This is a genomic window from Acidovorax sp. sic0104, from assembly GCF_019219095.1.
Taxonomy (GTDB): Bacteria; Pseudomonadota; Gammaproteobacteria; order Burkholderiales; family Burkholderiaceae_C; genus Acidovorax.
The window spans coordinates 157,556-178,845 of sequence record NZ_JAHUWH010000006.1 but is presented as its reverse complement, the minus strand read 5'-3'; the positions used below and the strand labels follow the sequence as shown (position 1 = coordinate 178,845).

The 21,290-nt window shown below is 66.9% G+C and carries 19 protein-coding genes; 6 read left to right on the top strand and 13 right to left on the bottom strand.

The window, feature by feature from the left end; translation table 11 throughout:
* Nucleotides 1–72 precede the first annotated feature (72 nt).
* Together KW835_RS12020 and KW835_RS12015 are read right to left on the bottom strand one after the other, a co-directional pair.
* A complete protein-coding gene (locus KW835_RS12020) occupies nt 73–555 on the bottom strand; it encodes a hypothetical protein (RefSeq protein ID WP_218382613.1) in 483 nt (160 codons plus the stop codon).
* A 34-nt stretch (nt 556–589) separates the two neighbouring features.
* On the bottom strand, nt 590–1,510 hold the full coding sequence (locus KW835_RS12015) for a hypothetical protein (RefSeq protein ID WP_218382612.1): 921 nt from the start codon (nt 1,508–1,510) through the stop codon (nt 590–592).
* 360 nt (nt 1,511–1,870) lie between these two features.
* Between KW835_RS12015 and KW835_RS12010 the strand changes: the two genes are divergently transcribed.
* A complete protein-coding gene (locus KW835_RS12010; protein WP_218382611.1) occupies nt 1,871–2,875 on the top strand; it encodes a PhnD/SsuA/transferrin family substrate-binding protein in 1,005 nt (334 codons plus the stop codon).
* A gap of 78 nt (nt 2,876–2,953) precedes the next feature.
* Here the strand turns inward: KW835_RS12010 and leuD are convergent, their stop codons facing one another.
* Genes leuD through KW835_RS11990 form a run of 4 tightly spaced genes read right to left on the bottom strand, consistent with a single transcriptional unit; the run spans nt 2,954 to nt 6,995 of the window.
* On the bottom strand, nt 2,954–3,622 hold the full coding sequence (leuD, locus tag KW835_RS12005; protein WP_218382610.1) for a 3-isopropylmalate dehydratase small subunit: 669 nt from the start codon (nt 3,620–3,622) through the stop codon (nt 2,954–2,956).
* Nucleotides 3,619–5,037, bottom strand: coding sequence for a 3-isopropylmalate dehydratase large subunit (gene leuC / locus KW835_RS12000; RefSeq protein WP_218382785.1), 1,419 nt, complete (start codon nt 5,035–5,037; stop codon nt 3,619–3,621). Before leuC ends, leuD begins: the two co-directional genes overlap by 4 nt.
* Before the next feature lie 30 nt (nt 5,038–5,067).
* Nucleotides 5,068–5,970: an alpha/beta fold hydrolase gene (locus tag KW835_RS11995; RefSeq protein ID WP_218382609.1), complete on the bottom strand. Its 903-nt coding sequence runs from the start codon at nt 5,968–5,970 to the stop codon at nt 5,068–5,070.
* A gap of 17 nt (nt 5,971–5,987) precedes the next feature.
* Nucleotides 5,988–6,995, bottom strand: coding sequence for a tripartite tricarboxylate transporter substrate binding protein (locus KW835_RS11990; RefSeq protein WP_218382608.1), 1,008 nt, complete (start codon nt 6,993–6,995; stop codon nt 5,988–5,990).
* A 113-nt stretch (nt 6,996–7,108) separates the two neighbouring features.
* Between KW835_RS11990 and KW835_RS11985 the strand changes: the two genes are divergently transcribed.
* On the top strand, nt 7,109–8,008 hold the full coding sequence (locus KW835_RS11985) for a LysR family transcriptional regulator (RefSeq protein WP_218382607.1): 900 nt from the start codon (nt 7,109–7,111) through the stop codon (nt 8,006–8,008).
* A gap of 77 nt (nt 8,009–8,085) precedes the next feature.
* A complete protein-coding gene (locus KW835_RS11980; RefSeq protein ID WP_218382606.1) occupies nt 8,086–8,463 on the top strand; it encodes a FlxA-like family protein in 378 nt (125 codons plus the stop codon).
* A 107-nt stretch (nt 8,464–8,570) separates the two neighbouring features.
* Here KW835_RS11980 and KW835_RS11975 read toward each other — a convergent pair whose 3' ends face one another.
* Nucleotides 8,571–9,179 (bottom strand): hypothetical protein, encoded by a 609-nt coding sequence (locus KW835_RS11975; protein ID WP_218382605.1) that lies wholly within the window; start codon nt 9,177–9,179, stop codon nt 8,571–8,573.
* 285 nt (nt 9,180–9,464) lie between these two features.
* On the opposite strand from KW835_RS11975, the gene KW835_RS11970 reads away from it, so the two are divergent.
* Nucleotides 9,465–10,061, top strand: a complete 597-nt coding sequence (locus KW835_RS11970) for a lipocalin family protein (protein WP_218382604.1) — start codon at nt 9,465–9,467, stop codon at nt 10,059–10,061.
* Nucleotides 10,062–10,281: 220 nt separating this feature from the next.
* On the opposite strand, the gene KW835_RS11965 is transcribed toward KW835_RS11970, so the two are convergent.
* The 4 genes from KW835_RS11965 to KW835_RS11950 all read right to left on the bottom strand — a co-directional run bounded on the left by KW835_RS11965 (nt 10,282) and on the right by KW835_RS11950 (nt 16,081).
* A complete protein-coding gene (locus tag KW835_RS11965; RefSeq protein WP_218382603.1) occupies nt 10,282–11,931 on the bottom strand; it encodes an ABC transporter ATP-binding protein in 1,650 nt (549 codons plus the stop codon).
* A 169-nt stretch (nt 11,932–12,100) separates the two neighbouring features.
* Nucleotides 12,101–13,147 (bottom strand): ABC transporter permease, encoded by a 1,047-nt coding sequence (locus tag KW835_RS11960; RefSeq protein ID WP_218382602.1) that lies wholly within the window; start codon nt 13,145–13,147, stop codon nt 12,101–12,103.
* Between the two features lie 16 nt (nt 13,148–13,163).
* Complete coding sequence (locus KW835_RS11955; protein ID WP_218382601.1) at nt 13,164–14,195, bottom strand: microcin C ABC transporter permease YejB; 1,032 nt, start codon at nt 14,193–14,195, stop codon at nt 13,164–13,166.
* A gap of 80 nt (nt 14,196–14,275) precedes the next feature.
* Nucleotides 14,276–16,081: an extracellular solute-binding protein gene (locus KW835_RS11950; protein ID WP_218382600.1), complete on the bottom strand. Its 1,806-nt coding sequence runs from the start codon at nt 16,079–16,081 to the stop codon at nt 14,276–14,278.
* 117 nt (nt 16,082–16,198) lie between these two features.
* Between KW835_RS11950 and fabI the strand changes: the two genes are divergently transcribed.
* Both fabI and KW835_RS11940 read left to right on the top strand, forming a co-directional pair.
* Entirely contained in the window at nt 16,199–16,999 is an 801-nt protein-coding gene (gene fabI, locus KW835_RS11945) for an enoyl-ACP reductase FabI (protein WP_218382599.1), read from the top strand.
* A gap of 85 nt (nt 17,000–17,084) precedes the next feature.
* Nucleotides 17,085–17,945 carry a DNA ligase gene (locus KW835_RS11940; protein WP_218382598.1) on the top strand — a complete coding sequence of 287 codons (861 nt, stop codon included), beginning with the start codon at nt 17,085–17,087 and terminating at the stop codon, nt 17,943–17,945.
* 65 nt (nt 17,946–18,010) lie between these two features.
* Here KW835_RS11940 and KW835_RS11935 read toward each other — a convergent pair whose 3' ends face one another.
* Together KW835_RS11935 and KW835_RS11930 are read right to left on the bottom strand one after the other, a co-directional pair.
* Nucleotides 18,011–18,571 carry a fasciclin domain-containing protein gene (locus tag KW835_RS11935; RefSeq protein ID WP_218382597.1) on the bottom strand — a complete coding sequence of 187 codons (561 nt, stop codon included), beginning with the start codon at nt 18,569–18,571 and terminating at the stop codon, nt 18,011–18,013.
* A 206-nt stretch (nt 18,572–18,777) separates the two neighbouring features.
* Nucleotides 18,778–21,144, bottom strand: a complete 2,367-nt coding sequence (locus KW835_RS11930) for an arginine/lysine/ornithine decarboxylase (RefSeq protein ID WP_218382596.1) — start codon at nt 21,142–21,144, stop codon at nt 18,778–18,780.
* Between the last annotated feature and the right edge of the window lie 146 nt (nt 21,145–21,290).

The following is a 21,290-nucleotide window of genomic DNA, read 5'->3' as shown; positions in this document are numbered from 1 at the left end:
GCCGGCCGGCAACCGCTGATTGTGATCTGCGCCACAGCCGCCCGGCCCTCCAGGGACACGCTCAGCGCTGTCTCACAGCAGCCGCTGCACCATGGGCCAGGCCTTGTGGCTGCCCAGACCGCAGGCCACCAGCACCGGGCTGTAGAGCACCAGTGCGCCCACCACCGTCATCAGCCAGCCGGTTTCTTCATCTTCTTCGGACGGCTGCGGCTCCTTCTCTTTTTCTTTTTCTTCTTCTCCCTCCCTCTCGACCCCGTCGGCCTTGTCGTGCGCATCCTCAGGTCCGTCCCCGGTGATCTCCTGCACCAGCATAGCCAGCACCACGGCCAGCGAAGCCGCCAGCACCCCCAGGTAGCCATACTGCAGCCCCGTCTGCTCCAGCGGATAGAAGTACCCGGCCAGCACCACCGCAGGCATCAGGAAGAACGCGTGCATCAGCCAGCGATACCAGTCGATGCCCTCTTCCTTCTTTTCGAGCGCGCCCATCACGAGCTTGTACGTGACCGCGCCCAGCACGAAGATCAGCCCGCCCCACCATTCGATTTGTGTCAGCATCTTTGAATCGCTCCCTCGTCGTCAGTCGTCGTGTTCAGTGCGCGCGCCTGGGAGTGCTGGCTGTGTCGTCGCCAGCGGACAACAGGGTCTGCGGCGCGTCGCCGCCACCTCCCTCGGCGTCGTTGTCATCGTCATCCTCATCCTCATCGCCGTGGATGTCCTTGTATTCGCTCATCACGTAGTACAGCGGCAGCGCAATGGCCAGTACCAGGCCCAGGCCCAGCCACAGCCAGATGCCCTTGAAAAGCAGGATGGTGACTACCGTGAAGGCCATCGCCTGCAGCAGGCCCTTGAACGCTGCGCGCAGCAGCAGCACCCCGATCAGACCCTGCACGGGCGACTTGCCGCTCTTGCCCATGGCGCGGGCCATGTCGATGAAGGCCTGCGCGGCTTCTTCGGCTTCTTTCTTGCGCTGGGCCGCTTCCTTGCGCATCTGGCCTACCGCGACGGGCTTTTTGGGGTCCCTCGAGCAGCCGTAGCGGTCGTCCTCATCACCCTCATCGTCACGCCCGCCACCCTCGGCAGCGGTGTGGCGCTCTTGCGCGGGCTCCACCACGGCGCGCCACTGTGGGTGGGTGGCGAAGAAGTCCTTGCGCGACACCCAGCGGCCCTGGTCGAAGTGCAGGCGCTCGGTCTCGCCGACCTGGTCGTAGAAGACCTCCAGCACGGCGGCCTGCAGGCCATGGACGAACAGGGCCTCCAGGGCGCGCAGGGGCAGGTCGTCATGCGTGCCGGTATCAAAGCACAGCAGAAGATGGGTGGGCGCCACCGACACCTGCTGGTTGAACCACTGCGTGTCCCACAGTGCCTCCAGGTCCGTCACGCCCAGCTTGTCCGCCCAGCGCTGCGCCTCTTCGGTGTTGTCCGCGCTCAGGTACTGGTAGACCAGCTGGGCGGTCTTGAGCTTGATGGGGTCCTGAAAGAAGAGGTGCAGGGTATGGGTGTTTTGCGACATGGCTGAAAGAAAACAAGCGGTGCGTTGGAGTACACGAATTGTTACCGCCCTGCACTGCACTGTCCCCCGCGACCCTGTCCAGAGCGCGCTCGAGGACGCTTGACGCGGTGTCAACCACGCTGCCGAGCACCGCCCTCGCGCACGGAGCCCCAAGTCGCGCGTGTTACCCCGGCCCATGGCCGTGCGCATTTGTAAGCGAAGGCTTCATGCATACTCGGTGGCTGCATGCCGGCCGCGCCAGCCATCGGGCCAGCCCGTCGGACCGGCAGTGCACAACCCGCCAGAGAGGGCGGGCTCCGGCTGGCCGGCGATTCACGCGCGCGGGCAGCAGCACCACCACACACCTGAGGGAGACACACCATGCGTTGCCATGCCCGTTCCGGCGCACTTTTGATCTGCACCACGCTCACGCTCGGCCCGGTGGCCGCGCTGGCACAGACGGATGCAGCCGCCACCCCTCAGGCCCGCGCCGCTGCGGCACGCGCCGCGGCGGCCCCGGCACCCGCCTTCAGCGGCCCGCGCGAAAAGCTGGTGGTGGCCATGCCCAAGACCTATGCCAAGAGCGAGACGATGCTGCTGTGGGGCGACTACTTCAACCACCTGGCGCGCTGCGGCAACATCGACCTGCAGAACCTGCAGGGCGAGTCGCTGGAGCGCAGCACCAACATCGACGTGCTGCCCGAAAAGGACCTCATAGACAACCTGATCGCGGGCAAGGCCCAACTGGCCCAGGTCAACCCGGGCCTGGTGCCGCAGCTCATCGCAGCCGGCCAGCCCGCGCCGTTCGGCGTGCCGGGCAACAAGGCCAGCGGGCAGCGCAATTCGTACAAGCTGATCCTGATCGCGCGGGTGGACAGCCCGTTCACCAAGCCGCAGGACCTGGTGGGCAAGAAGATCGCGCACACCACGCCCACGTCCAACTCGGGCAACCTGGCACCGCGCGCGCTGTTCCCGGCCATTGGCCTGGTGCCGGACCAGAACTACGAGGTGGTGTTCTCCAACGGCCACGAGCGCTCGGTGACCGGGGTGATGCACGGCTTCTACCCCGCCGCTGCGGTGGCCAGCGACCTGTACCAGCGCATGGTGGTGAAGGGCGATGTGAAGGGGTCGAGCATTCGCACGCTGTGGGAAAGCCCGCCCTTCATGACCGAGACCTGGACCCTGGGCAAGGACGTGTCGCCCGAGCTGCAGGCGCGCGTGAAGAAGTGCTCGTACAGCTACAGCTTCTCGCCCAAGCTGCGCCAGCTGCTGCCGGGCAACGACACCTTTTTGCCCATCAACTTCGAGCGTGACTTCGCCACCGTGATGGAGGTCTACAACAAGACCCAGAAGGCTGCGCAGGCGGCCAAGCCTGCCGCCAGGTAAACAGCAGGCGGCCAAGCCTGCCACCGGGTAGCCAGGTAGCCAGGCACGCGGGCCGCACGGCCCGGGCACCTGGGCCGCTCAAGCCGGGCCGGCCGCCGCAGCAAGACGCTCGCGCGTGCGCAGCGCGACATCCTTCACCCAGGGCTGGGCCTCCCAGTGGCGCTGGGCAAACGCCGTGACCTGGTCCCGGTAGGTGAGCGACGCGCCGATCACATCCAGCCCGTCGAGGAACATGCGCCTGTGCCGCTCGGAGATGGTGAAGGGCGCGCTGTGCCCTGCCGTGCGCACCTGGCGCTGCTCCACATCGATCTCCACGGCGAGCGGGCCGGCGGCGCCGCGAGCCTCGCGCATGAAGGCCTGGGCATCGGCCTCGCTCACCATCGCCAGCAGCAGGCGGTTGTTCATGGCGTTGGAGTAGAAGATCTCGCCAAAGCTCGACGCCACCACAGCCTTGAAGCCGTACTGCTGCATGCCCCACACCGCATGCTCGCGGCTGGAGCCGCAGCCGTAGTTGCTGCCGGCCAGCAGCACGTCGGTGCGGGCAAAGGCTGGCTGGTTGAGCACGAAGTCTTCGCGCGGCTGTCCGGCGCCGTCAAAGCGCAGGTCGTACAGCAGGCCCGGCGCCAGGCCCGACTTGTCGATGCCGCGCAGGAACTGCTTGGGCATGATCTGGTCGGTGTCGAGGTTGGCGATGTCGAGCACGGCAGCGTGGCCGCGCACGGCGGCGTGGTTGTGGTCGGCGGTCATGCGGTCACCTCCAGGGTTCTGACGTCCGTGATGCAGCCCGTGACGGCCGCGGCGGCGGCCATGGCCGGGCTCATCAGGTGCGTGATCGCCCCCCTGCCCTGGCGGCCTTCGAAATTGCGGTTGGTGGTGGATGCGCAGCGCTGGCCCGGGGCCAGCACGTCGTCGTTCATGGCCAGGCACATCGAACAGCCAGGCTGGCGCCATTCGAAGCCGGCCGCCACCAGGCGCGCGGCGATGCCTTCGGCCTCGGCCTGGGCCTTCACCGCGCCCGAGCCGGGCACGACCATCGCGCGCACGCCCGGGGCCACGCGGCGGCTGCCGACGATGCGGTCCACCTCGCGCAGGTCTTCGATGCGGGCGTTGGTGCACGAGCCGATGAACACGTGCTGCACCGGTACGCCCGCCAGCGGCTGGCCGGCGGACAGGGCCGTGTAGCGCAGGGCCTGCTCGGCACTGCCGCGCTGCACGTCGTCGGTGATGTCCTCAGGCCGGGGCACGGTGGCGTTGACGGCCATGGCCTGGTCGGGGCTGGTGCCCCAGGTGACGAAGGGGGCCACCTCGGCCGCGTCGAACACATGCTCCACGTCGAACACGGCATCTTCGTCGCTGTGCAGCGTGGCCCAGTGGGCCAGGGCCTGCGCGCGCACGCCGCCGGTGATGTCGGGGGCCTTGGCCAGCACGTAGTCGATGGCGGTGGCGTCAGGGGCGATCAGCGCGCCGCGTGCACCCGCTTCCACTGCCATGTTGCACAGCGTGAAGCGCGCCTCCACCGACAAGGCGCTGATGGCGCTGCCGCTGAATTCGACGACAAAGCCGCGCGCGCCCTGCGCGCCGATGCGGCTGATGATGAGGAGGATCAGGTCCTTGGACGTGGTGCCGGTGGGCAGCGCGCCGTCCACGCGGATGCGCATGTCCTTGGCGAGACGGTAGACGAGGGTCTGGGTGGCCAGCACATGCTCCACCTCGGACGTGCCGATGCCGAAGCCCAGCGCCCCCAGCGCGCCGTAGGTGGTGGTGTGGCTGTCGCCGCAGATGATGACCATGCCCGGGCGCACCATGCCGTGCTCGGGCGCGATCACGTGCTCGATGCCCTGCAGCGGGTCGTTGGTGTCGAACAGCGGGATGTGGTGGCGGTCGCAGTTGGCCTTGAGGTTGCTGGCCTGCAGGGCCGAGGGCGGGTCCTGGATGGTGCGCCAGCGCACGGGGTGGGTGGGGATGATGTGGCTCACCACCGCCACGTTCTGCCCCGGCACAGGCACGCCGCGCCCGGCCTCGTGCAAGCCGGCGAAGGCCTGGGGGCTGGTGTATTCGTTCATCAGGTGCAGGTCGCAAAAGAGCAGCACGTTCTGTTCATCGAGAACGGCCACGGTGTGCGATGCGACCAGCTTCTGGTAGAGCGTGGTGGGGGTGGTCATGGTCATCGTGGTGTGTGTTTTTGTGTGCTGCTACTGGCCAGCGAGAAGGAACGGCAAGGCGGCGCCGAGCAGCGCCTCGGGCGCCTCTTCGGCGATGTAGTGGCCGCAGGGCAGCGGGTGGCCGCGCACGTCGGCCGCCACGCGCTGCCACTCTGCAAGCGGCTTGAAGCACTGGTGCACCACGCCCTGCTCGCCCCACAGGGCCAGGAGCGGCATGGCGAGCTGGCGGTCCGCATCGCGGTCTGCCCTGTCGTGCACCAGGTCAATGCCGGCGGCGGCGCGGTAGTCCTCGCACAAGCCGTGGGCCGCGCCCGGCAGGCCCAGGCAGCGCACGTACTCGGCCAGGGCCCGTGCGTCGAACGGCGCCAGGCCGGCGCTGCGCCGGCCCATCACGTCGCGCACGTAGGCGGCGGGGTCGGCCTCGATCAGGCGCTCGGGCAGCGGCGCGGGCTGGATCAAAAAGAACCAGTGCCAGTAGGCGCGCGCGAATGCCTGGCTGGTCTGCTCGTACATGGCCAGCGTGGGCGCGATGTCCAGCAGCACCATGCGCTGCACGGCCTCGGGGTGGTCGGCCGCCAGGCGGTGCGCCACGCGGGCACCCCGGTCATGGGCCAGCACGGCAAAGCGCGCATGGCCCAGGTGCGCCATCACGGCCAGCATGTCGGCGGCCATGGTGCGCTTGCTGTAGCGCAGATGTTCGGCATCGCCGGCGGGCTTGGCCGAGTCGCCATACCCGCGCAAATCCGCCAGCACCAGCGTGAAGTGCTGGGCCAGCACGGGCGCCACCTTGTGCCAGATGGCCGATGTCTGCGGGTGGCCGTGCAGCAGCAGCAAGGCCGGGCCCGTGCCGCCGACCAGTGCATGGATGTGCTGGCCGTCGGGCGTGGGCAGGCGGTGGGCATTGAAGCCGGGGAAAAGCGGGGTCGTGGTCATGGTGTCGTCGCAGTGGTCTATTCGGCCGTGATGCCGCGCTCCTTGATGAGCTTGGCCCATTGCGGCATCTCCGTCTCCAGCCGGGCGCGGGCCTGCTCGGGGGTCGAGGGGATGGGGTCGAAGCCGTCCTTGGCCATGCGCTCCTTGAGCGCGGGGGTGCCCAGTGCCTGGTTCAGTGTTGTGTTGAGCCGCTCGATGATGGGGCGGGGCGTGCCAGCGGGCGCGAAAACGATGAACCAGGTTTCAAACGCATAGCCCGGCAGGCCCGCCTCGGCAATGGTGGGCACATCGGGCATCAGCGCCGAGCGCTTCGTGCCGGTAACGCCCAGAGCCCGCAGCTTGCCGACCTGCACGTGCGGCTGCGCGGCCGACAGCACGGGGAAGCTCATCGCCACCTGGCCCGACATGGTGTCGATCATGGCCGGGCCGCCGCCACGGTACGGAATATGGACGATGGGCGTGCCCGCCACGGCCTTGAACAGCTCGGCCGACATGTGAAAGGTGCTGCCCGGCCCGGCCGAGCCGTAGGAGTAATGGCCCGGCTTGGCCTTGAGCAGCGCAAGCAGCTCCTTGAGGTTCTTGGCCGGCACCGCGTTGTTGACCACCAGCACGTGCTGAGAGCTGGCGACCATGCCGATGGGCGCGAGGTCCTTCAGGGTGTCGTAGGGCATCCGGGCCGTGAGGGCGGGGTTGATGGCCAGCGACACGGTCTGCAGGCCGATGGTGTAGCCGTCGGGCTGCGCCTTGGCGACCATGTCCACGCCGATGTTGCCGCCCGCACCGCCCTTGTTCTCGATGAACAGCGAGCCGCCCAAGGCCTTGCCCCATTCGTCCGTCACCATGCGCGCAGCGATGTCCGCGCTGCCGCCCGGGGCGTAGGGCACGACCAGCTTGATGGCCTTGCCGGGGTAGCCCGCGCCTTGGGCCAGGGCGGCGGGGGCCGCCAGCAGGGCGAGCGTGGCGGCGGCCACGGCGGCCACGGTGGCATTGGCCAGGCGGCGGCGGGGGGTCGGAACTGTCGTCATGGGGCTTGTCTCCTGCGGTATGTGTTGTGGTTTGGATCTTAGGAGTGATGTCCAAAGCCATAAATACCGTCAAAATTACTTCATTCATAAATTCAACGCATGAATCAAGCACCATGGACGGCTTTTCGGACCTGCGCTTTTTTGCGCTCCTCATGAAGGAAGGCAGCCTGGCGGCGGCCGCGCAGCAAATGGGCATCACCCCGCCGGCGGTGAGCCGGCGCCTGGCGCAACTGGAGCACCGCCTGGGCGTGCGCCTGCTGCACCGCACGACCCGGCGCATCCGCCTCACGCCCGAGGGCGAGACCTACCTGCTCGACGGCGCCCGCATCCTTGGCGACCTGGAGGCGCTGGAGCGCACGGTGGCCGGCGCTCGCAGCTCGCCCCGGGGGCTGATCAAGCTGGCGGCCACGCTGGGCTTTGGCCGTGTGCACATCGCGCCCGCGCTGTCGGCGTTCGCCCGGGCCTACCCCGAGGTGGAGGTCCAACTGCACCTGACGGACCGGCCGGTGAACCTGGTGGAGCAAGGCCTGGACGCCGCCGTGCGCTTTGGCGACCTGCCGGACTCGCGCCTCACGGCACGGCGGCTGATGGCCAACCAGCGGCTGCTGTGCGCATCGCCCACCTATCTGGCCCAGGCCGGCGAGCCCGCCCAGCCGGCCGACCTGCTGGCCCACCAGTGCATCGTGATCCGCGAGAGCGACGAGACCTACGGCACCTGGCACCTGCACCAGGGCGCGCGGCAGGAGACCGTGAAGGTGCGCGGCATGCTCAGCACCAACGACGGCGCGGCCGCCACCACATGGGCCCTGGAAGGCCACGGCGTGCTCATGCGCTCCGAATGGGACGTGGCGACCCACCTGGCCGCAGGCCGCCTTGTGCGCGTGCTGCCCGCGTGGGTCCCACCTGCGGCCGACGTGACGCTGGTGTACCCCACGCGCAGCGACCTGTCGGCCAAGACGCGGGCGCTGGCAGACTTCCTGCGGGACTGGTTTGCGGCGCAGCGACGGGCATGACGCCCCCATGGCACCCGGTAAACACAATGCGCCAGCGCAACCCTTGAGATTGCCGCCGAATTGCCGATAAAGCCTGCATGCAGATCTCCAGTGCCACCCCGTCTTCGGGCGCTGCCTCCAGCGCCAGCGCCGCCAGCAACATCAACAAGCTGCAAAAGCAGCTGCGCGACCTGACCAATGAGCTGCGCAACGTGGCCGGGCAGGAGATGGAGCCCAAGGCCAAGGCCGCGAAGGTCAAGCTGCTGCAGGCGCAGATCCAGATGGTGCAGCAGCAGATCGCCGCCATCCAGCGCCAGACGCAGCAGGAGCAGATGGACCGTGCCCAAGCCCAACAGCAGGCCCAGGCGCAACGGCAGGCCAAGGCGGACAGGGAAGCATCGGCCAACGCGGCTGCAAGCCCCACCGCTCCACGCCGCACACCCGGGCTGGGAGAGTCCGTCGATACCTACGCCTGAAAGCCTGGCACACAGGGCGCAGTCCATGCCAGACGGGCAGATTGCTATTGAATAAATAGCATCTGGCGCTTTATAGACAAGGGCCAGGGGCCGGTTTTACATCACGCCTAGGCTATCGATCCCGTTTCGTCCACCAGCGTGACCGCATCGAACGGCACATGGTGCATCAGCTCCCGCAGCACCAGCAGGCGCGCCGCGAAGGCAGCGCTTTCCGGCAGGCCCTCGTGCGCTGCGGGGCGGCCTTCGGACACTGCGGCCAGGCGGTTGAACAGGCGCTCCATGGCGTCGAGCGGCAGCACCCGTACCGGGCCACGCGCAATGCCGGCCAAGGTGGCCAGCTCATGCAGGCCTGGGTCTGCCGACCACGGCACGACCTTGGCGTGCAGCGCCTGGCCGCTTGCAGGAGGGCGCCGCGCCGCGTGGATCTCGTCTTCGACCGAGGCGATCGCCGTCTCGAGCTGCAGCGGCGTGGACACGGCGCTGCGAAAGAAGTCGCGGGCGGTCTTGTCGTAGCCCAGCGCCAGCGTCACTATCACCGATGGCCCCAGGGGCTCCTGCCCGGACGCGATGCGCGTCTGCTCAGCGCCCAGCTGCAGCACGGCGAAAGGCGCCGAGGCCGTGGACGCTCCGGCATGCGCGAGGCGGTACAGCGCCACCCACGGGTCGGCCCCCCCAGCACTGGAGTCCACGGATGGTGGCGATGTGGTCGAAGGCATGTCGGGGCGGGGAGGATGCGGTGGCAACCATTGTCCTCCTCTCCTCGCCGCTCCGCTCCTCTCCTTGCGGTGCGGGCTTCCACGACGCGAGTCATCCACCGACTGCCGGCACCTGCACCGGCGTTCATGCGCCACCGACACGCCGTGACAGCGCCCACCTACACAGGCACCGCAGCGGCAAAACTACATTGGCCTGCAGAAAGAAGGCACGCGGCAACAAGCCCCGGGGCGGTAGCGGGCAACAGCCCACATCGCCATCACCACCCACCTTGCAGGAGAACCCCCATGCGCATCCACACCCCTCCCAGCCGCCATTCCCCCTGGCCCTTGGTGGTGGGCGCCGCAGCCTTGCTGGCCGTGCTGGTCCTGTCGGCCTGCTCCACGCCCCGCAGCCCCGAAGGCATCCAGGCCGTGACGGGGTTCGACGTGGACCGCTACACCGGCCACTGGCACGAGGTGGCCCGCATCGACCATTCGTTCGAGCGCGGGCTCACCCAGACCAGCGCCACCTACACCCGCAACGCCGACGACACCGTGAAGGTGGTGAACCGCGGCTACGACCCGGTGCGCAAGGAATGGAAGGAAGCCGAGGGCACCGCCAGCTTCGTGGATGAGCCCACCCGCGCCGCGCTGAAGGTGTCGTTCTTCGGGCCTTTCTATGGCGGCTACAACGTGGTGGCGCTGGACGAGAACTACCAGTGGGCAATGGTGGTGGGGTCGAGCAAGGATTACCTGTGGATCCTCTCGCGCACCCCCACCCTGCCCTGGCATGTGCGCGAGCACCTCCTGGAGCGTGCGCAGGCCCTGGGCATCGACGTGAACCGCATCCAGTGGGCGCCGCCTGCCACGGAACAGCATGCCAGGCGCGCGGTCATGACCTGACCGGCGAACTGCGCCCAGCGACATCGGGTTTAGGCTGCATTGGGTGGCCGGAGCCCGGAAGCACGCAGGGCACGGCGCGGCAAACACTCATCCGCCAGCCGGCCTGCCAGCCCACCATAAGCTATGGAAAAGATAGCAAACACCGCTTGATTGGCAGGCGTTGGCAGGTGGTAGAGGGCAGAGCGCAGCAGTGCGGTCCAGCGAGCGCCAGGGCGCAGGCCTAAGCCACCTGCGGCGCCGTGGCCGCGGCCACCAGGCGCTGGGTATACGGGTGCTGCGGTGCGTCCAGCACCTGTTCCACCGTGCCGTGCTCCAGCACCGCACCGTCCTTCATCACCAGCACGTTGTGCGCCATGGCGCGGATCACGTCGACGTCGTGGGTGATGAGCAGGTAACTCAAGCCCTTTTCTTTCTGCAGCCGTTGCAAAAGGCCCAGCACCTGCTGCTGGATGGTGACATCGAGCGCACTGGTGGGTTCGTCGAGTACCAGAACCTGCGGCTGCACGATGAGCGCTCGGGCAATGGCCAGCCGCTGGCGCTGGCCGCCAGAAAACTCATGCGGGTAGCGATCCAGCAAACGCGGGTACTGCGCCTCTGCCAGGCCTACCTCGGCCAGCACGGACTCCACGCGGCCGCGGCGCCCGGCCACGCCCAGGGCGCTCTCGTGCACCTTGAGGCCCTCGCCCACGATTTCTTCCACGGTGAGGCGCGGCGACAGCGACGAAAACGGGTCCTGGAACACCACCTGCACGCGGCGGCGCAGCTGCTGGTTGGCCGGCGTGTTGCGCATCGCGGGCTGCTGCCATGCCTGCCCACCCACCTGCAGTTGCCCCGCATGCGGCAACAGGCCCAGAATGGCCTGCGCCAGGGTGGACTTGCCCGAGCCGGACTCGCCCACCACGCCCAGCGTCTCTCCCGGCAGCAGCGACAGCGTGGCGCCCTGCACCGCCACGAACTCGCCCTTCTGGAACCATCCGCGAATGCCGGGCAGCGGCGTAGGGTAGACCACGCGCAGGTCCTGCGTGCGCACCACGGGCGGCGTGCCGGGGGGCGAATCGGCGGGTGCCACGTCGCGGCGCGGCTGGCTGGCGATCAGGCGGCGGGTGTAGGCATGCTGCGGCGCGCCGAACACTTCGGCCACGGGCCCCTGCTCCACCAGCACACCCTGCTCCATCACGGCCACGCGATCGGCAAAACGGCGCACCAGGTTCAGGTCGTGCGTGATGAGCAGCACGGCCATGCCGTTGGCCCGCTGCAGGTCGGACAGCAGGTCCAGGATCTGGCCGCGCAGGGTCACGTCCAGCGCGGTCGTGGGCTCGTCGGCCAGCAGCAGTTGCGGCTCGCTGGCCAGTGCCATCGCGATCATGGCGCGCTGGCGCTGGCCGCCCGAGAGCTGGTGCGGAAAACTGTTGGCGCGCCGCGCGGGCTCGGGGATGCCGGTCTTGGCCAGCAGCTCGACGGCGGCCTGGGCACACTGCGCGCCCGTGAGGCCCTTCTTGAGCTGCAGGATCTCGGCGATCTGCACGCCGATGGTCATGAGCGGATTGAGCGCGGTCATGGGTTCCTGGAACACCATGGCGATGTCGCCGCCACGCACGCCCCGCATCTCGCGCTCGGTCAGCGCCAGCAGGTCGCGCTGCCCGCGCAGCACCGCCTGCCCCGTGATGGCCGCATTGCCCGCCAGCCGCAGCAGGCTGAGCGCGGTGATGGTCTTGCCCGAGCCCGACTCGCCCACCAGGGCCAGCTTTTCGCCGGGCGCGATGGTGAAGCCGACGCCGCGCACGACCTCTTTGGTGCCGAAGCGCACCGAAAGGTCTTTCACCTCCAGCAGCGGCGCGGACGAGGATGGGGGTTGGAGTGGGAGGCTCATGGCTTGCCTGTCGTTCGCAGCGGGCTGATGATGCCGCATTGGGCGCCCGCAACTGGCACGCACCAGGCCGGCGGACGCCGCGCAAGGGCCGCCCCGCCGCGCTGGCGGCGTCCCCCCTCCCGGCGAAGCCGAGAGAGGGGGGAAGGCGCGAAGCGACTCAGGGGGGTGTTCATTGTTTTCGGGGGTCCAGAGCATCGCGCAAGGCGTCGCCCATGAAGGTCAGCAGCAGCAAGGTCGTGACCAGCACCGCGAAGGTGGACAGCGAGATCCACCAGGCATCGATGCTGTTCTTGCCCTGGCTCAGCAGCTCGCCCAGCGACGGCGTGCCCGGCGGCACGCCCAGGCCCAGGAAGTCGAGCGAGGTGAGCGCGAGGATGGCGGCACTCATGCGAAACGGCAGGAAGGTGACCACCGGCGTCAGGCTGTTGGGCAGGATGTGGCGCCAGATGATCTGGCCGTTGCCCACACCCAGGGCGCGGGCGGCCTTCACATAGTCGAGCTGCCGGTTGCGCAGGAATTCGGCACGCACGTAGTCGGACAGCCCCATCCAGCCGAAAAGGGACAGCAGGATGAGCAGCAGCGACACGCTGGGTGCGAACACGGCGCTGAAGATGATGAGCAAATACAGCTCGGGCATGGAGCCCCAGATCTCGATGAAGCGCTGGAAAGCCAGGTCCACCTTGCCCCCGAAGAAGCCCTGGATGGCGCCCGTGATCACCCCCAGCACGACGCCGGTGACGGTGAGCGCCAGCCCGAACAGAACGCTCACCCGAAAGCCATACAGAAGTTGCGCCAGCAGGTCGCGGCCCCGGTCGTCGGTGCCCAGCCAGTTGTCGGTGGTGGGCGCCGACGGGTTGGGTGATTTGGCGAAGTAGTTGAGGGTGTTGGGTCCGTAGGTATTCAAGGTGTACACCGCCCAGTTGCCGCCCTGGCTCAGCCGTTCCTTGATGAAGGGATCGAGGTAGTCGGTCGGCGCCTCGAAGTCCCCCCCGAAGGTGGTCTCGGGGTAGTCCTTGAGCATGGGGAAGTAGGTCTGCCCCTCGTAGCGCACGATGATGGGTTTGTCATTGCTGATCAGCTCCGCGCACAGGCTGATGGCCACCAGGGTGCTGAAGATCAGCAAGCTCCAGTAGCCCAGCCGGTTTCGCCTGAAGCGCAGCCAGGCGCGGCGGGCGGGCGAGAGCGAAGGCGATGGCGAGGAAGAAGCAGTGCTCATGCCGTGCAGGTGGGGGTCAATCGAACTTCACGCGCGGGTCCACCCACACGTAGCACAGGTCGCTGATGAGCTTGGTCACCAGCCCGATGAGGGTGAACAGGTACAGGGTGCCCAGCACCACGGGGTAGTCGCGCCGGATCACGCTCTCGTAGCTGAGCAGGCCCAGGCCGTCGAGCGAGAACAGTGTCTCGATGAGCAGCGAGCCCGTGAAGAACGCCCCGATGAACGCCGCCGGAAAACCGGTGACGATGGGGATGAGCGCATTGCGGAACACGTGCTTCCACAGCACCTGCCGCTCGCTCAACCCCTTGGCGCGGGCCGTGAGCACGTACTGCTTGCGGATCTCTTCGAGGAACGCGTTCTTGGTCAGCATGGCCGTGACCGCGAAACTGCCCAGCACCATCGCCGTGACGGGCAGCGTGATGTGCCACAGGTAGTCGACGATGCGCGCACCCCAGCTGAGTTCGTCCCAGTTGGACGAGGTCAGCCCGCGCAGCGGGAACCACTGTAGCTGACCGCCGAAGATCACGAGCAGCGCCACGCCCAGTACGAAGCCGGGTATAGCATAGCCCACCAGGATGAGCAGCGTGGTCACCAGGTCGAAGCGCGAGCCGGCCCGCACGGCCTTGGCCACGCCCAGGGGCACGGCCACCAGGTAGCTGATGAAGAAGGTCCACAGCCCGAGGCTGATGGACACGGGGAGCTTCTCCTTGACCAGGGTCCACACGTCCTTGTTCTGGAAGAAGCTCTTGCCCAGGTCGAACCGCGCGAACTGCCCCAGCATCTGCAAGAAGCGCTCGTGCGCGGGTTTGTCGAAACCGTACAGCGCCTTGATCTGCTCCAGGCGCTTGGGGTCCACGCCCTGGTCTCCCCGGTAGGCCATGCTGCCACTCTCGACGCCGCCCTTGCCGGCGGCGGTCCGGGCTTCCGCCATGTACTGCTCCACGGGCCCGCCGGGCACGAACTGGATCACCGCAAAGGTCAACAGCAGCACGCCCAGCAAAGTGGGCAGCATCAACAACAGACGTTTGGCGATGTAGGCGAGCATGTTCGGCTATCGAGGGAACGGTGTACGGCGCAAGGACATCGGCAGGCCCCCGGTGTGCAGCGAATCGGGCGAGTGCTCGTTCATTGCCTGGTCCACCAGGAGAACATCAGCCACTCTTCCGCCTTGGCATAGGGGGGCATGGGCTCCTTGTACGCCAGGCGCTGCTGGTTGTAGACCACCCGGTGCGACTCCAGCGTCCACTGGGGGATGAGGTAGTGGCTGTGCATGATCACGCGGTCCAGCGCACGGCAGGCGGGCAGCATCTCGGCCTGGCTCCTGGCGCGGGTGAGCGCGGTGACCAGGGCATCCACCGCCGGGCTGTTCACCCCCGCGTGGTTGCTCGACCCCTCGACCTTCACGCCCTGGCTGCCGAACAGCTCCTTCATCGCCTGGCCGGGGTTGTAGGTGCCCGGGTAGGCCAGGCTGATCATGTCGTAGTCGAACTTGTCCAGGCGCTGCAGGTACAGCGCGAAGTCCACGGTGGTGAAGCGCAGCGTGATGCCCAGCTTCTCCAGGTTCCGGATCCAGGGCGTCACGGTGCGGGCACCGGCTTCCTTGCTGTCCAGGAACTCGATCTCCATGGCCTTGCCGTCGGCATTGCGCAGGGCGCCATCGCGGTACGTCCAGCCGGCGTCGGCGAGCAACTGCCGCGCGCGGCGCAGGTTGTCGCGCAGCGAATGGCCCTCGCCTTCCGTGCTGGGTGGCGTGTACATGGGGCCGAACACGGTGTCGGGCACCTTGCCACGCCAACGCTCGAGCAACGCCAGCTCGTCAGGCCCGGGCGTGCCCGTGGCCTGGCAACTGGTGTTGCCGAACAGGTCCTTCACGCGCGGGTAGCCGCCATAGAACATCTGGCGGTTCATCCACTCGTAGTCGATGGCCAGGCCCAGCGCCTCGCGCACGCGCACGTCCTGCAGCAGCGGGCGGCGGGTATTGAGCACATAGCTCTGAAAGCCCGAGGGAAGGCGGTGCTTCATGTCCTTCTTGGTCAGCACGCCCTGCTTGAAGAGCTTGCCGTCGATGCGCCGCGCCCAGTCACCGGCCGAATAGATGGTCATGAAGTCGAACTCGCCCGCCTTCATGGCCTCCAGGCGCGCAGTGTTGTCCTTGTAGATCTTGACGGTGATGCGGTCGAAGTTGTGCGCACCCCGGTTGACGTTGAGGTCGCGGCCCCAGTACTTCGGATCACGCTGGTAGGTGATGTCACGGCCGAACTTCACATCGCCGATGCGGTACGGTCCGCTGCCGATGGGGGTATCGGTCACGATCTGGTCGAACGGTTTGGCCTTGCCATCGGGCCCGCGCCCCCAGGCCCGGCTGAAAACCGGCACGCTGCCCACGGTCAAGGGCAACTCGCGGTTGGGCTGCTTGAAGCGAAAGCGCACGGTGCGCTTGTCCAGCACATCGACCCCCGCCACTTCCTGCAGCAGCGTGGCGTAGCTGGGCGACGCCTGCGGGCTGATCAGCATGTCGTAGCTGTGCTTGACGTCCGCCGCCTCCACCGCGTCGCCGTTGTGAAAACGGGCTTCGGCGCGCAGGCGGAAGGTGGCGCTCAGGCGGTCGTCGGCCACCTGCACGTCTTCGGCCAGCAGGCCATAGGCGGAGGCGGTCTCGTCCATGGAGCCGGTGAGCAGCGTCTCGAACAGCAACTCGCTCAGGTAGGCGGGTACCGAGCCCTTCATGGTGAACGGGTTGTACTTGTCAAACGTGGAGTAGCGCAGGTTGCTCACCATGCGCAGCTCGCCACCCTTGGGGGCATCGGGGTTCACGTAATCGAAATGCGTGAAGCCCTCCGGGTACTTGAGGTCGTCCCACAGCGCATAGCCGTGGGCTGCCCAGGCGGGCGCCGCGCATACCGTCAGCAGAAAAGTGAGCCAAAACCGCATGCGACAATTCTGCACTACGTCTGCATCGCCGCCGCGCAGGCCGTGGGGATTTCCTACCGCCCCGCACGGCTGCAGCGATGCCCTCCCTCATTCCATGCATTCCACAGGAGAACAACAATGGGTTTCCTCGCCGGCAAGAAGCTGCTCATCACGGGCGTGCTGTCCAATCGTTCCATCGCCTACGGCATCGCCAAGGCCTGTCACGCGCAAGGCGCGGAACTGGCCTTCAGCTACGTGGGTGAGCGCTTCAAGGACCGCATCACCGACTTTGCGGCCGAGTTCGACTCCAAGCTCATCTTTGACTGCGACGTGGCCAGCGACGAGCAGATCGAGCGCATGTTCTCCGACCTGGCGCAGACCTGGCCGAAGTTCGACGGCTTCGTGCACAGCATCGGCTTCGCACCGCGCGAGGCGATTGCAGGCAACTTCCTGGACGGCCTGAGCCGTGAAGGCTTCCGCATTGCGCACGACATCAGCGCCTACAGCTTCCCGGCCATGGCCAAGGCGGCCCTGCCCTATCTGAACGACAAGTCGTCGCTGATCACGCTGTCGTACCTGGGCGCGCTGCGTTCCATCCCCAACTACAACACCATGGGCCTGGCCAAGGCCAGCCTGGAAGCGAGCGTGCGCTACCTCGCCGAGGCCGTCGGCCGCACCGAAGACGGCCGCGCCATCCGCGCCAACGGCATCAGCGCCGGCCCCATCAAGACGCTGGCGGCCAGCGGCATCAAGGATTTCGGCAAGCTGCTGTCCCGCGTGGCCGATGCATCGCCCCTGCGCCGCAACGTGACGATCGAAGATGTGGGCAATGTGGCCGCCTTCCTGCTGTCGGACCTGGCCTCCGGCCTCACGGCCGAGATCACGTATGTGGACGGCGGCTTCAGCCAGACCGCTGGCCTGAGCGCCGACCAGGTCTGATCCGCGCCATCCTGATCTAATCCGTTCGAAAACCGGCTCTACCGCTTGCAGCACAAGCGGCAGTAGCTATTAATTCAATAGCACCATGCTTCGAAGACGCTGGCTGACCTGGGGCGCAGCCCTGATGGTTGCCAGCCCCATGCCCGCGCTTGCGGCCGATGCGCCCGCGCTGCTGCTGGCCAATGTGTACCGCCCCGGCATGCCGCTGGCGGACTACTGGGTGAGCGAGAAGTACGACGGCGTGCGCGGCTATTGGGACGGCCAAATCCTGCGCACGCGCGGCGGCGAGACCATCGCCCCGCCCGCGTGGTTCACGGCGGGCTGGCCGGCCGACACGCCGATGGACGGAGAGCTGTGGGCCGGGCGCGGGCGCTTTGCGCATGCGCAGTCCACCACGCGCCAGCAGCAGGCAGGCGACGCCGCGTGGCGCCAGATCAAGTTCATGGTGTTCGACCTGCCGCAGCATGGCGGCACGTTCGACGAGCGCATTCCCGCCCTCGTGGCCCTGACCCGGCGCATCGGCCAGCCGTGGGTGCAGGCAGTGGAGCAGCGGCGCATCGTCTCGGACGCCGCGCTGCAGGCTCTGTTGCAGCGCACGGTGCGGGCGGGTGGCGAGGGTCTGATGCTGCACCGGGGCGCGTCGCTGTACCAAGGCGGGCGCAGCGACGACCTCATCAAGGTCAAGACCCACGCAGACACCGAAGCACGCGTCGTGGCCCACCTGGCCGGCAAAGGCCGGCACGAAGGCCGCATGGGCGCCCTGCTGGTGGAGATGCCGTCGGGGCAGAGGTTCAAGCTCGGAGCCGGTTTCAATGACGCCCAGCGGGCCGACCCGCCGCCCGTGGGCAGCTGGGTCACCTACCGGTATCGCGGCACGCACGAAAGCGGGCTGCCCCGTTTTGCGAGCTTCCTGCGCATGCGCGAGGACATGGCGCCCAGCCGCTGAAAAGCAAAGCTGCGTCGCCGTGCCGCACACCCGCGTGCAATACCGCGGCTTTGCTTTCGGCTGGATCAGTTGGGCAGCAGAACCTTGTCCACCACGTGGATCACGCCGTTGGATTGGTAGACGTCGGCAATGGTCACGTTGGCGGTGCCGCCTTTTTCATCGGTCAGCATGATGGCCTTGCCGCTGGCCTTGGCAGTGAGCGTGTTGCCCGCCACGGTCTTGATGCTGGCCATGCCCTTGCCATCGGCAATCATCTTCGACAGCGCTGCGGCATCCCACTTGCCTGCGAGCACGTGGTACGTCAGCACCTTGGTCAGCGTGGGCTTGTTCTCAGGCTTGAGCAAGGTGTCCACCGTGCCGGCAGGCAGTGCGGCAAACGCCGCATTGGTGGGCGCGAACACGGTGAAAGGGCCTGGGCCCTTGAGCGTCTCCACCAGCCCGGCAGCCTTCACCGCGGCGACCAGTGTGGTGTGGTCCTTGGAGTTCACGGCGTTGTCGATGATGTCCTTGCTGGCCAGCATGGGCGCGCCGCCCACCATGACGTCGGCAGCCAGGGCAGGCACTGCAGCGGCGGACAGGGCCACCAGCAAACCGGCAGCGATACGGGCATTGAATGAAGTGCGCATGGGAATCTCCTGAGATGGATGAAGGGATGTCTCACACCGCATGCAATGCACGCGGCTACCCTTCAATACGTCCAGCGTCCCGGCCCGGATTCAGCCGATTTGCAACAACATTGATACAAACAAAAAAATCGCCCCGCGGCGTGAGCCAGGGGGCGATGGGGGCGCCGTGCACGGATGGCACACGGCCGGTCAGGACCGTTGCGGGTTCAGATCGTGCGGCCGTAGGGGCCGTCGTCGCCCACCTGCACCAGATTCTTCGCCGTCGCCAGGGGCTTGGGGTTCTTGCCAGTCTTCGCCTCTGCCACGCAGTCGGCGTAGTAGCGCACCTGGCCGCTCTCGTCCTCCACCTCCACCAGGCCGTGGATGTCGGTCTCGAAGCCGGGGCACAGCTTGGCGAACTCGCGCGCGAACTTGAGGTAGTCCACGATTTTCTTGTTGAAGACCTCGCCGGGGATCAACAGCGGAATGCCTGGCGGGTACGGGGTGACCAGCCCCACGGTGATGCGGCCTTCGAGCTGGTCGATCTCCACGCGCTCGGTCTGGCGGTGGGCGATGTGGGCGTATGCGTCCGACGGTTTCATGGCGGGCGTGAGGTCCGACAGGTACATCTCCGTGGTCAGGCGCGCGATGTCGTACTTGGCGTACATCTCGTGCACATGCTGGCACAGGTCCTTGAGGCCCATGCGCTCGTAGCGCTTGTGCTGCTGGCAGAACTCCGGAAGGATGCGCCACATGGGCTGGTTCTTCTCGTAGTCGTCCTTGAACTGCTGCAGCGCAGTCAGCAGCGTGTTCCAGCGGCCCTTGGTAATGCCGATGGTGAACATCACGAAGAAGCTGTACAGCCCGGTCTTCTCCACCACCACGCCGTGCTCGGCGAGGTACTTGGTCACGATGGATGCGGGAATGCCGGTCTTGTCGAACTTGCCATCCAGGTTCAGTCCCGGCGTGACGATGGTGGACTTGATCGGGTCCAGCATGTTGAAGCCATCGGCCAGCTGGCCAAAGCCGTGCCACTTGCTGCCGGCCTTCTTGCCCTTGGCGTCGCTTCTGATGATCCAGTCCTCGGCACGGCCGATGCCTTCATCGACCAGCTTGTCCGGGCCCCAGACCTTGAACCACCAGTCGTTCTTGCCGAAGTCGTCCTCGATCTGGCGCATGGCACGGCGGAAGTCCAGCGCCTCCAGAATGCTTTCTTCCACCAGCGCGGTGCCGCCGGGCGGCTCCATCATCGCGGCGGCCACGTCGCAGCTGGCGATGATGCTGTACTGCGGGCTGGTGCTGGTGTGCATCAGGTAGGCCTCGTTGAAGAGGTGGCGGTCCAGCTTGGTGGTCTGCGAGTCCTGCACCAGCACATGGCTGGCCTGGCTGATGCCGGCAAGAAGCTTGTGGATGGACTGTGTGGCGTAGGTCACCGAGTGCTTGGGGCGCGTGCGCTTCTTGCCCATGGCGTGGTAAGTGCCGTAGAACGGGTGGAAGGCCGCGTGCGGCAGCCAGGCCTCGTCGAAGTGCAGGTTGTCCACGTAGCCATCGAGCATGCCCTTGATGGTCTCGGTGTTGTAGAGCACGCCGTCGTAGGTGGACTGCGTAAGCGTCAGCACGCGCGGCTTGACCTTCTTGGCGTCCACGCCCTTGAGCAGCGGGTTGGCCTTGATCTTTGCCTCGATGGCCTTGGGCTCGAATTCGCTTTGCGGAATGGGCCCGATGATGCCGAAGTGGTTGCGCGTGGGCTTCATGAACACCGGGATGGCCCCGGTCATGATGATGCTGTGCAGGATGGACTTGTGGCAGTTGCGGTCCACCACCACCACATCGCCCGGGGCCACCGTGTGGTGCCACACCATCTTGTTGGATGTGGATGTGCCGTTGGTCACGAAAAAGCAGTGATCGGCATTGAAGATGCGGGCTGCATTGCGCTCGGATTCGCCGATGGCGCCATTGTGGTCCAGCAGCTGACCCAGCTCCTCCACCGCGTTGCACACGTCGGCGCGCAGCATGTTCTCGCCATAGAACTGGTGGTACATCTGGCCCACGGGGCTCTTCAGAAACGCCACGCCGCCCGAGTGGCCGGGGCAGTGCCAGCTGTACGAGCCGTCTTCGGCATAGTCGAGCAACGCCTTGAAGAACGGCGGCTGCACGCTCTCCAGGTAGCTCTTGGCCTCGCGGATGATGTGGCGCGCCACGAATTCGGGGGTGTCCTCGAACATGTGGATGAAGCCATGCAGCTCGCGCAGGATATCGTTGGGCAGGTGGCGGCTGGTCTTGGTCTCGCCGTGCACGTAGATAGGCACCTCGGTGTTCTTGCGGCGCACTTCTCCGATGAAGTTGCGCAGGCTCAGCACCACGGGGTCGAGCCCCTCGCCCAGGGTGAACTCCTCGTCGTCGATGGACAGGATGAATGCACTGGCCCGGCTTTGCTGCTGCGCGAACTGCGACAGGTCACCGTAGCTGGTGACGCCGACCACCTCGAAACCCTCGGACTCGATGGCCTGCGCCAACGCGCGGATACCGAGGCCCGAAGTGTTCTCGGAACGATAGTCTTCATCGATGATGATGATGGGAAAGCGAAACTTCATGCGCAGCCTCCAGGGAGCCGTGGCCTGCCCGGCCAAAAAACGAAATAGGCGCGAAGTGTAAGGAATAACGTTGACGCGCCTTTGAACTGCCATGCTTTTGACCCAGAATGTGGTGCAACAAACACAACCACAACGAGGAGGTTCGC

Bases quoted from the DNA above. Each gene is read 5' to 3' on its own strand.
- KW835_RS12020 (WP_218382613.1), bottom strand. From the start codon at position 555: ATGCTGACACAAATCGAATGGTGGGGCGGGCTGATCTTCGTGCTGGGC.
- KW835_RS12015 (WP_218382612.1), bottom strand. From the start codon at position 1,510: ATGTCGCAAAACACCCATACCCTGCACCTCTTCTTTCAGGACCCCATC.
- KW835_RS12010 (WP_218382611.1), top strand. From the start codon at position 1,871: ATGCGTTGCCATGCCCGTTCCGGCGCACTTTTGATCTGCACCACGCTC.
- leuD (WP_218382610.1), bottom strand. From the start codon at position 3,622: ATGACCGCCGACCACAACCACGCCGCCGTGCGCGGCCACGCTGCCGTG.
- leuC (WP_218382785.1), bottom strand. From the start codon at position 5,037: ATGACCACCCCCACCACGCTCTACCAGAAGCTGGTCGCATCGCACACC.
- KW835_RS11995 (WP_218382609.1), bottom strand. From the start codon at position 5,970: ATGACCACGACCCCGCTTTTCCCCGGCTTCAATGCCCACCGCCTGCCC.
- KW835_RS11990 (WP_218382608.1), bottom strand. From the start codon at position 6,995: ATGACGACAGTTCCGACCCCCCGCCGCCGCCTGGCCAATGCCACCGTG.
- KW835_RS11985 (WP_218382607.1), top strand. From the start codon at position 7,109: ATGGACGGCTTTTCGGACCTGCGCTTTTTTGCGCTCCTCATGAAGGAA.
- KW835_RS11980 (WP_218382606.1), top strand. From the start codon at position 8,086: ATGCAGATCTCCAGTGCCACCCCGTCTTCGGGCGCTGCCTCCAGCGCC.
- KW835_RS11975 (WP_218382605.1), bottom strand. From the start codon at position 9,179: ATGCCTTCGACCACATCGCCACCATCCGTGGACTCCAGTGCTGGGGGG.
- KW835_RS11970 (WP_218382604.1), top strand. From the start codon at position 9,465: ATGCGCATCCACACCCCTCCCAGCCGCCATTCCCCCTGGCCCTTGGTG.
- KW835_RS11965 (WP_218382603.1), bottom strand. From the start codon at position 11,931: ATGAGCCTCCCACTCCAACCCCCATCCTCGTCCGCGCCGCTGCTGGAG.
- KW835_RS11960 (WP_218382602.1), bottom strand. From the start codon at position 13,147: ATGAGCACTGCTTCTTCCTCGCCATCGCCTTCGCTCTCGCCCGCCCGC.
- KW835_RS11955 (WP_218382601.1), bottom strand. From the start codon at position 14,195: ATGCTCGCCTACATCGCCAAACGTCTGTTGTTGATGCTGCCCACTTTG.
- KW835_RS11950 (WP_218382600.1), bottom strand. From the start codon at position 16,081: ATGCGGTTTTGGCTCACTTTTCTGCTGACGGTATGCGCGGCGCCCGCC.
- fabI (WP_218382599.1), top strand. From the start codon at position 16,199: ATGGGTTTCCTCGCCGGCAAGAAGCTGCTCATCACGGGCGTGCTGTCC.
- KW835_RS11940 (WP_218382598.1), top strand. From the start codon at position 17,085: ATGCTTCGAAGACGCTGGCTGACCTGGGGCGCAGCCCTGATGGTTGCC.
- KW835_RS11935 (WP_218382597.1), bottom strand. From the start codon at position 18,571: ATGCGCACTTCATTCAATGCCCGTATCGCTGCCGGTTTGCTGGTGGCC.
- KW835_RS11930 (WP_218382596.1), bottom strand. From the start codon at position 21,144: ATGAAGTTTCGCTTTCCCATCATCATCATCGATGAAGACTATCGTTCC.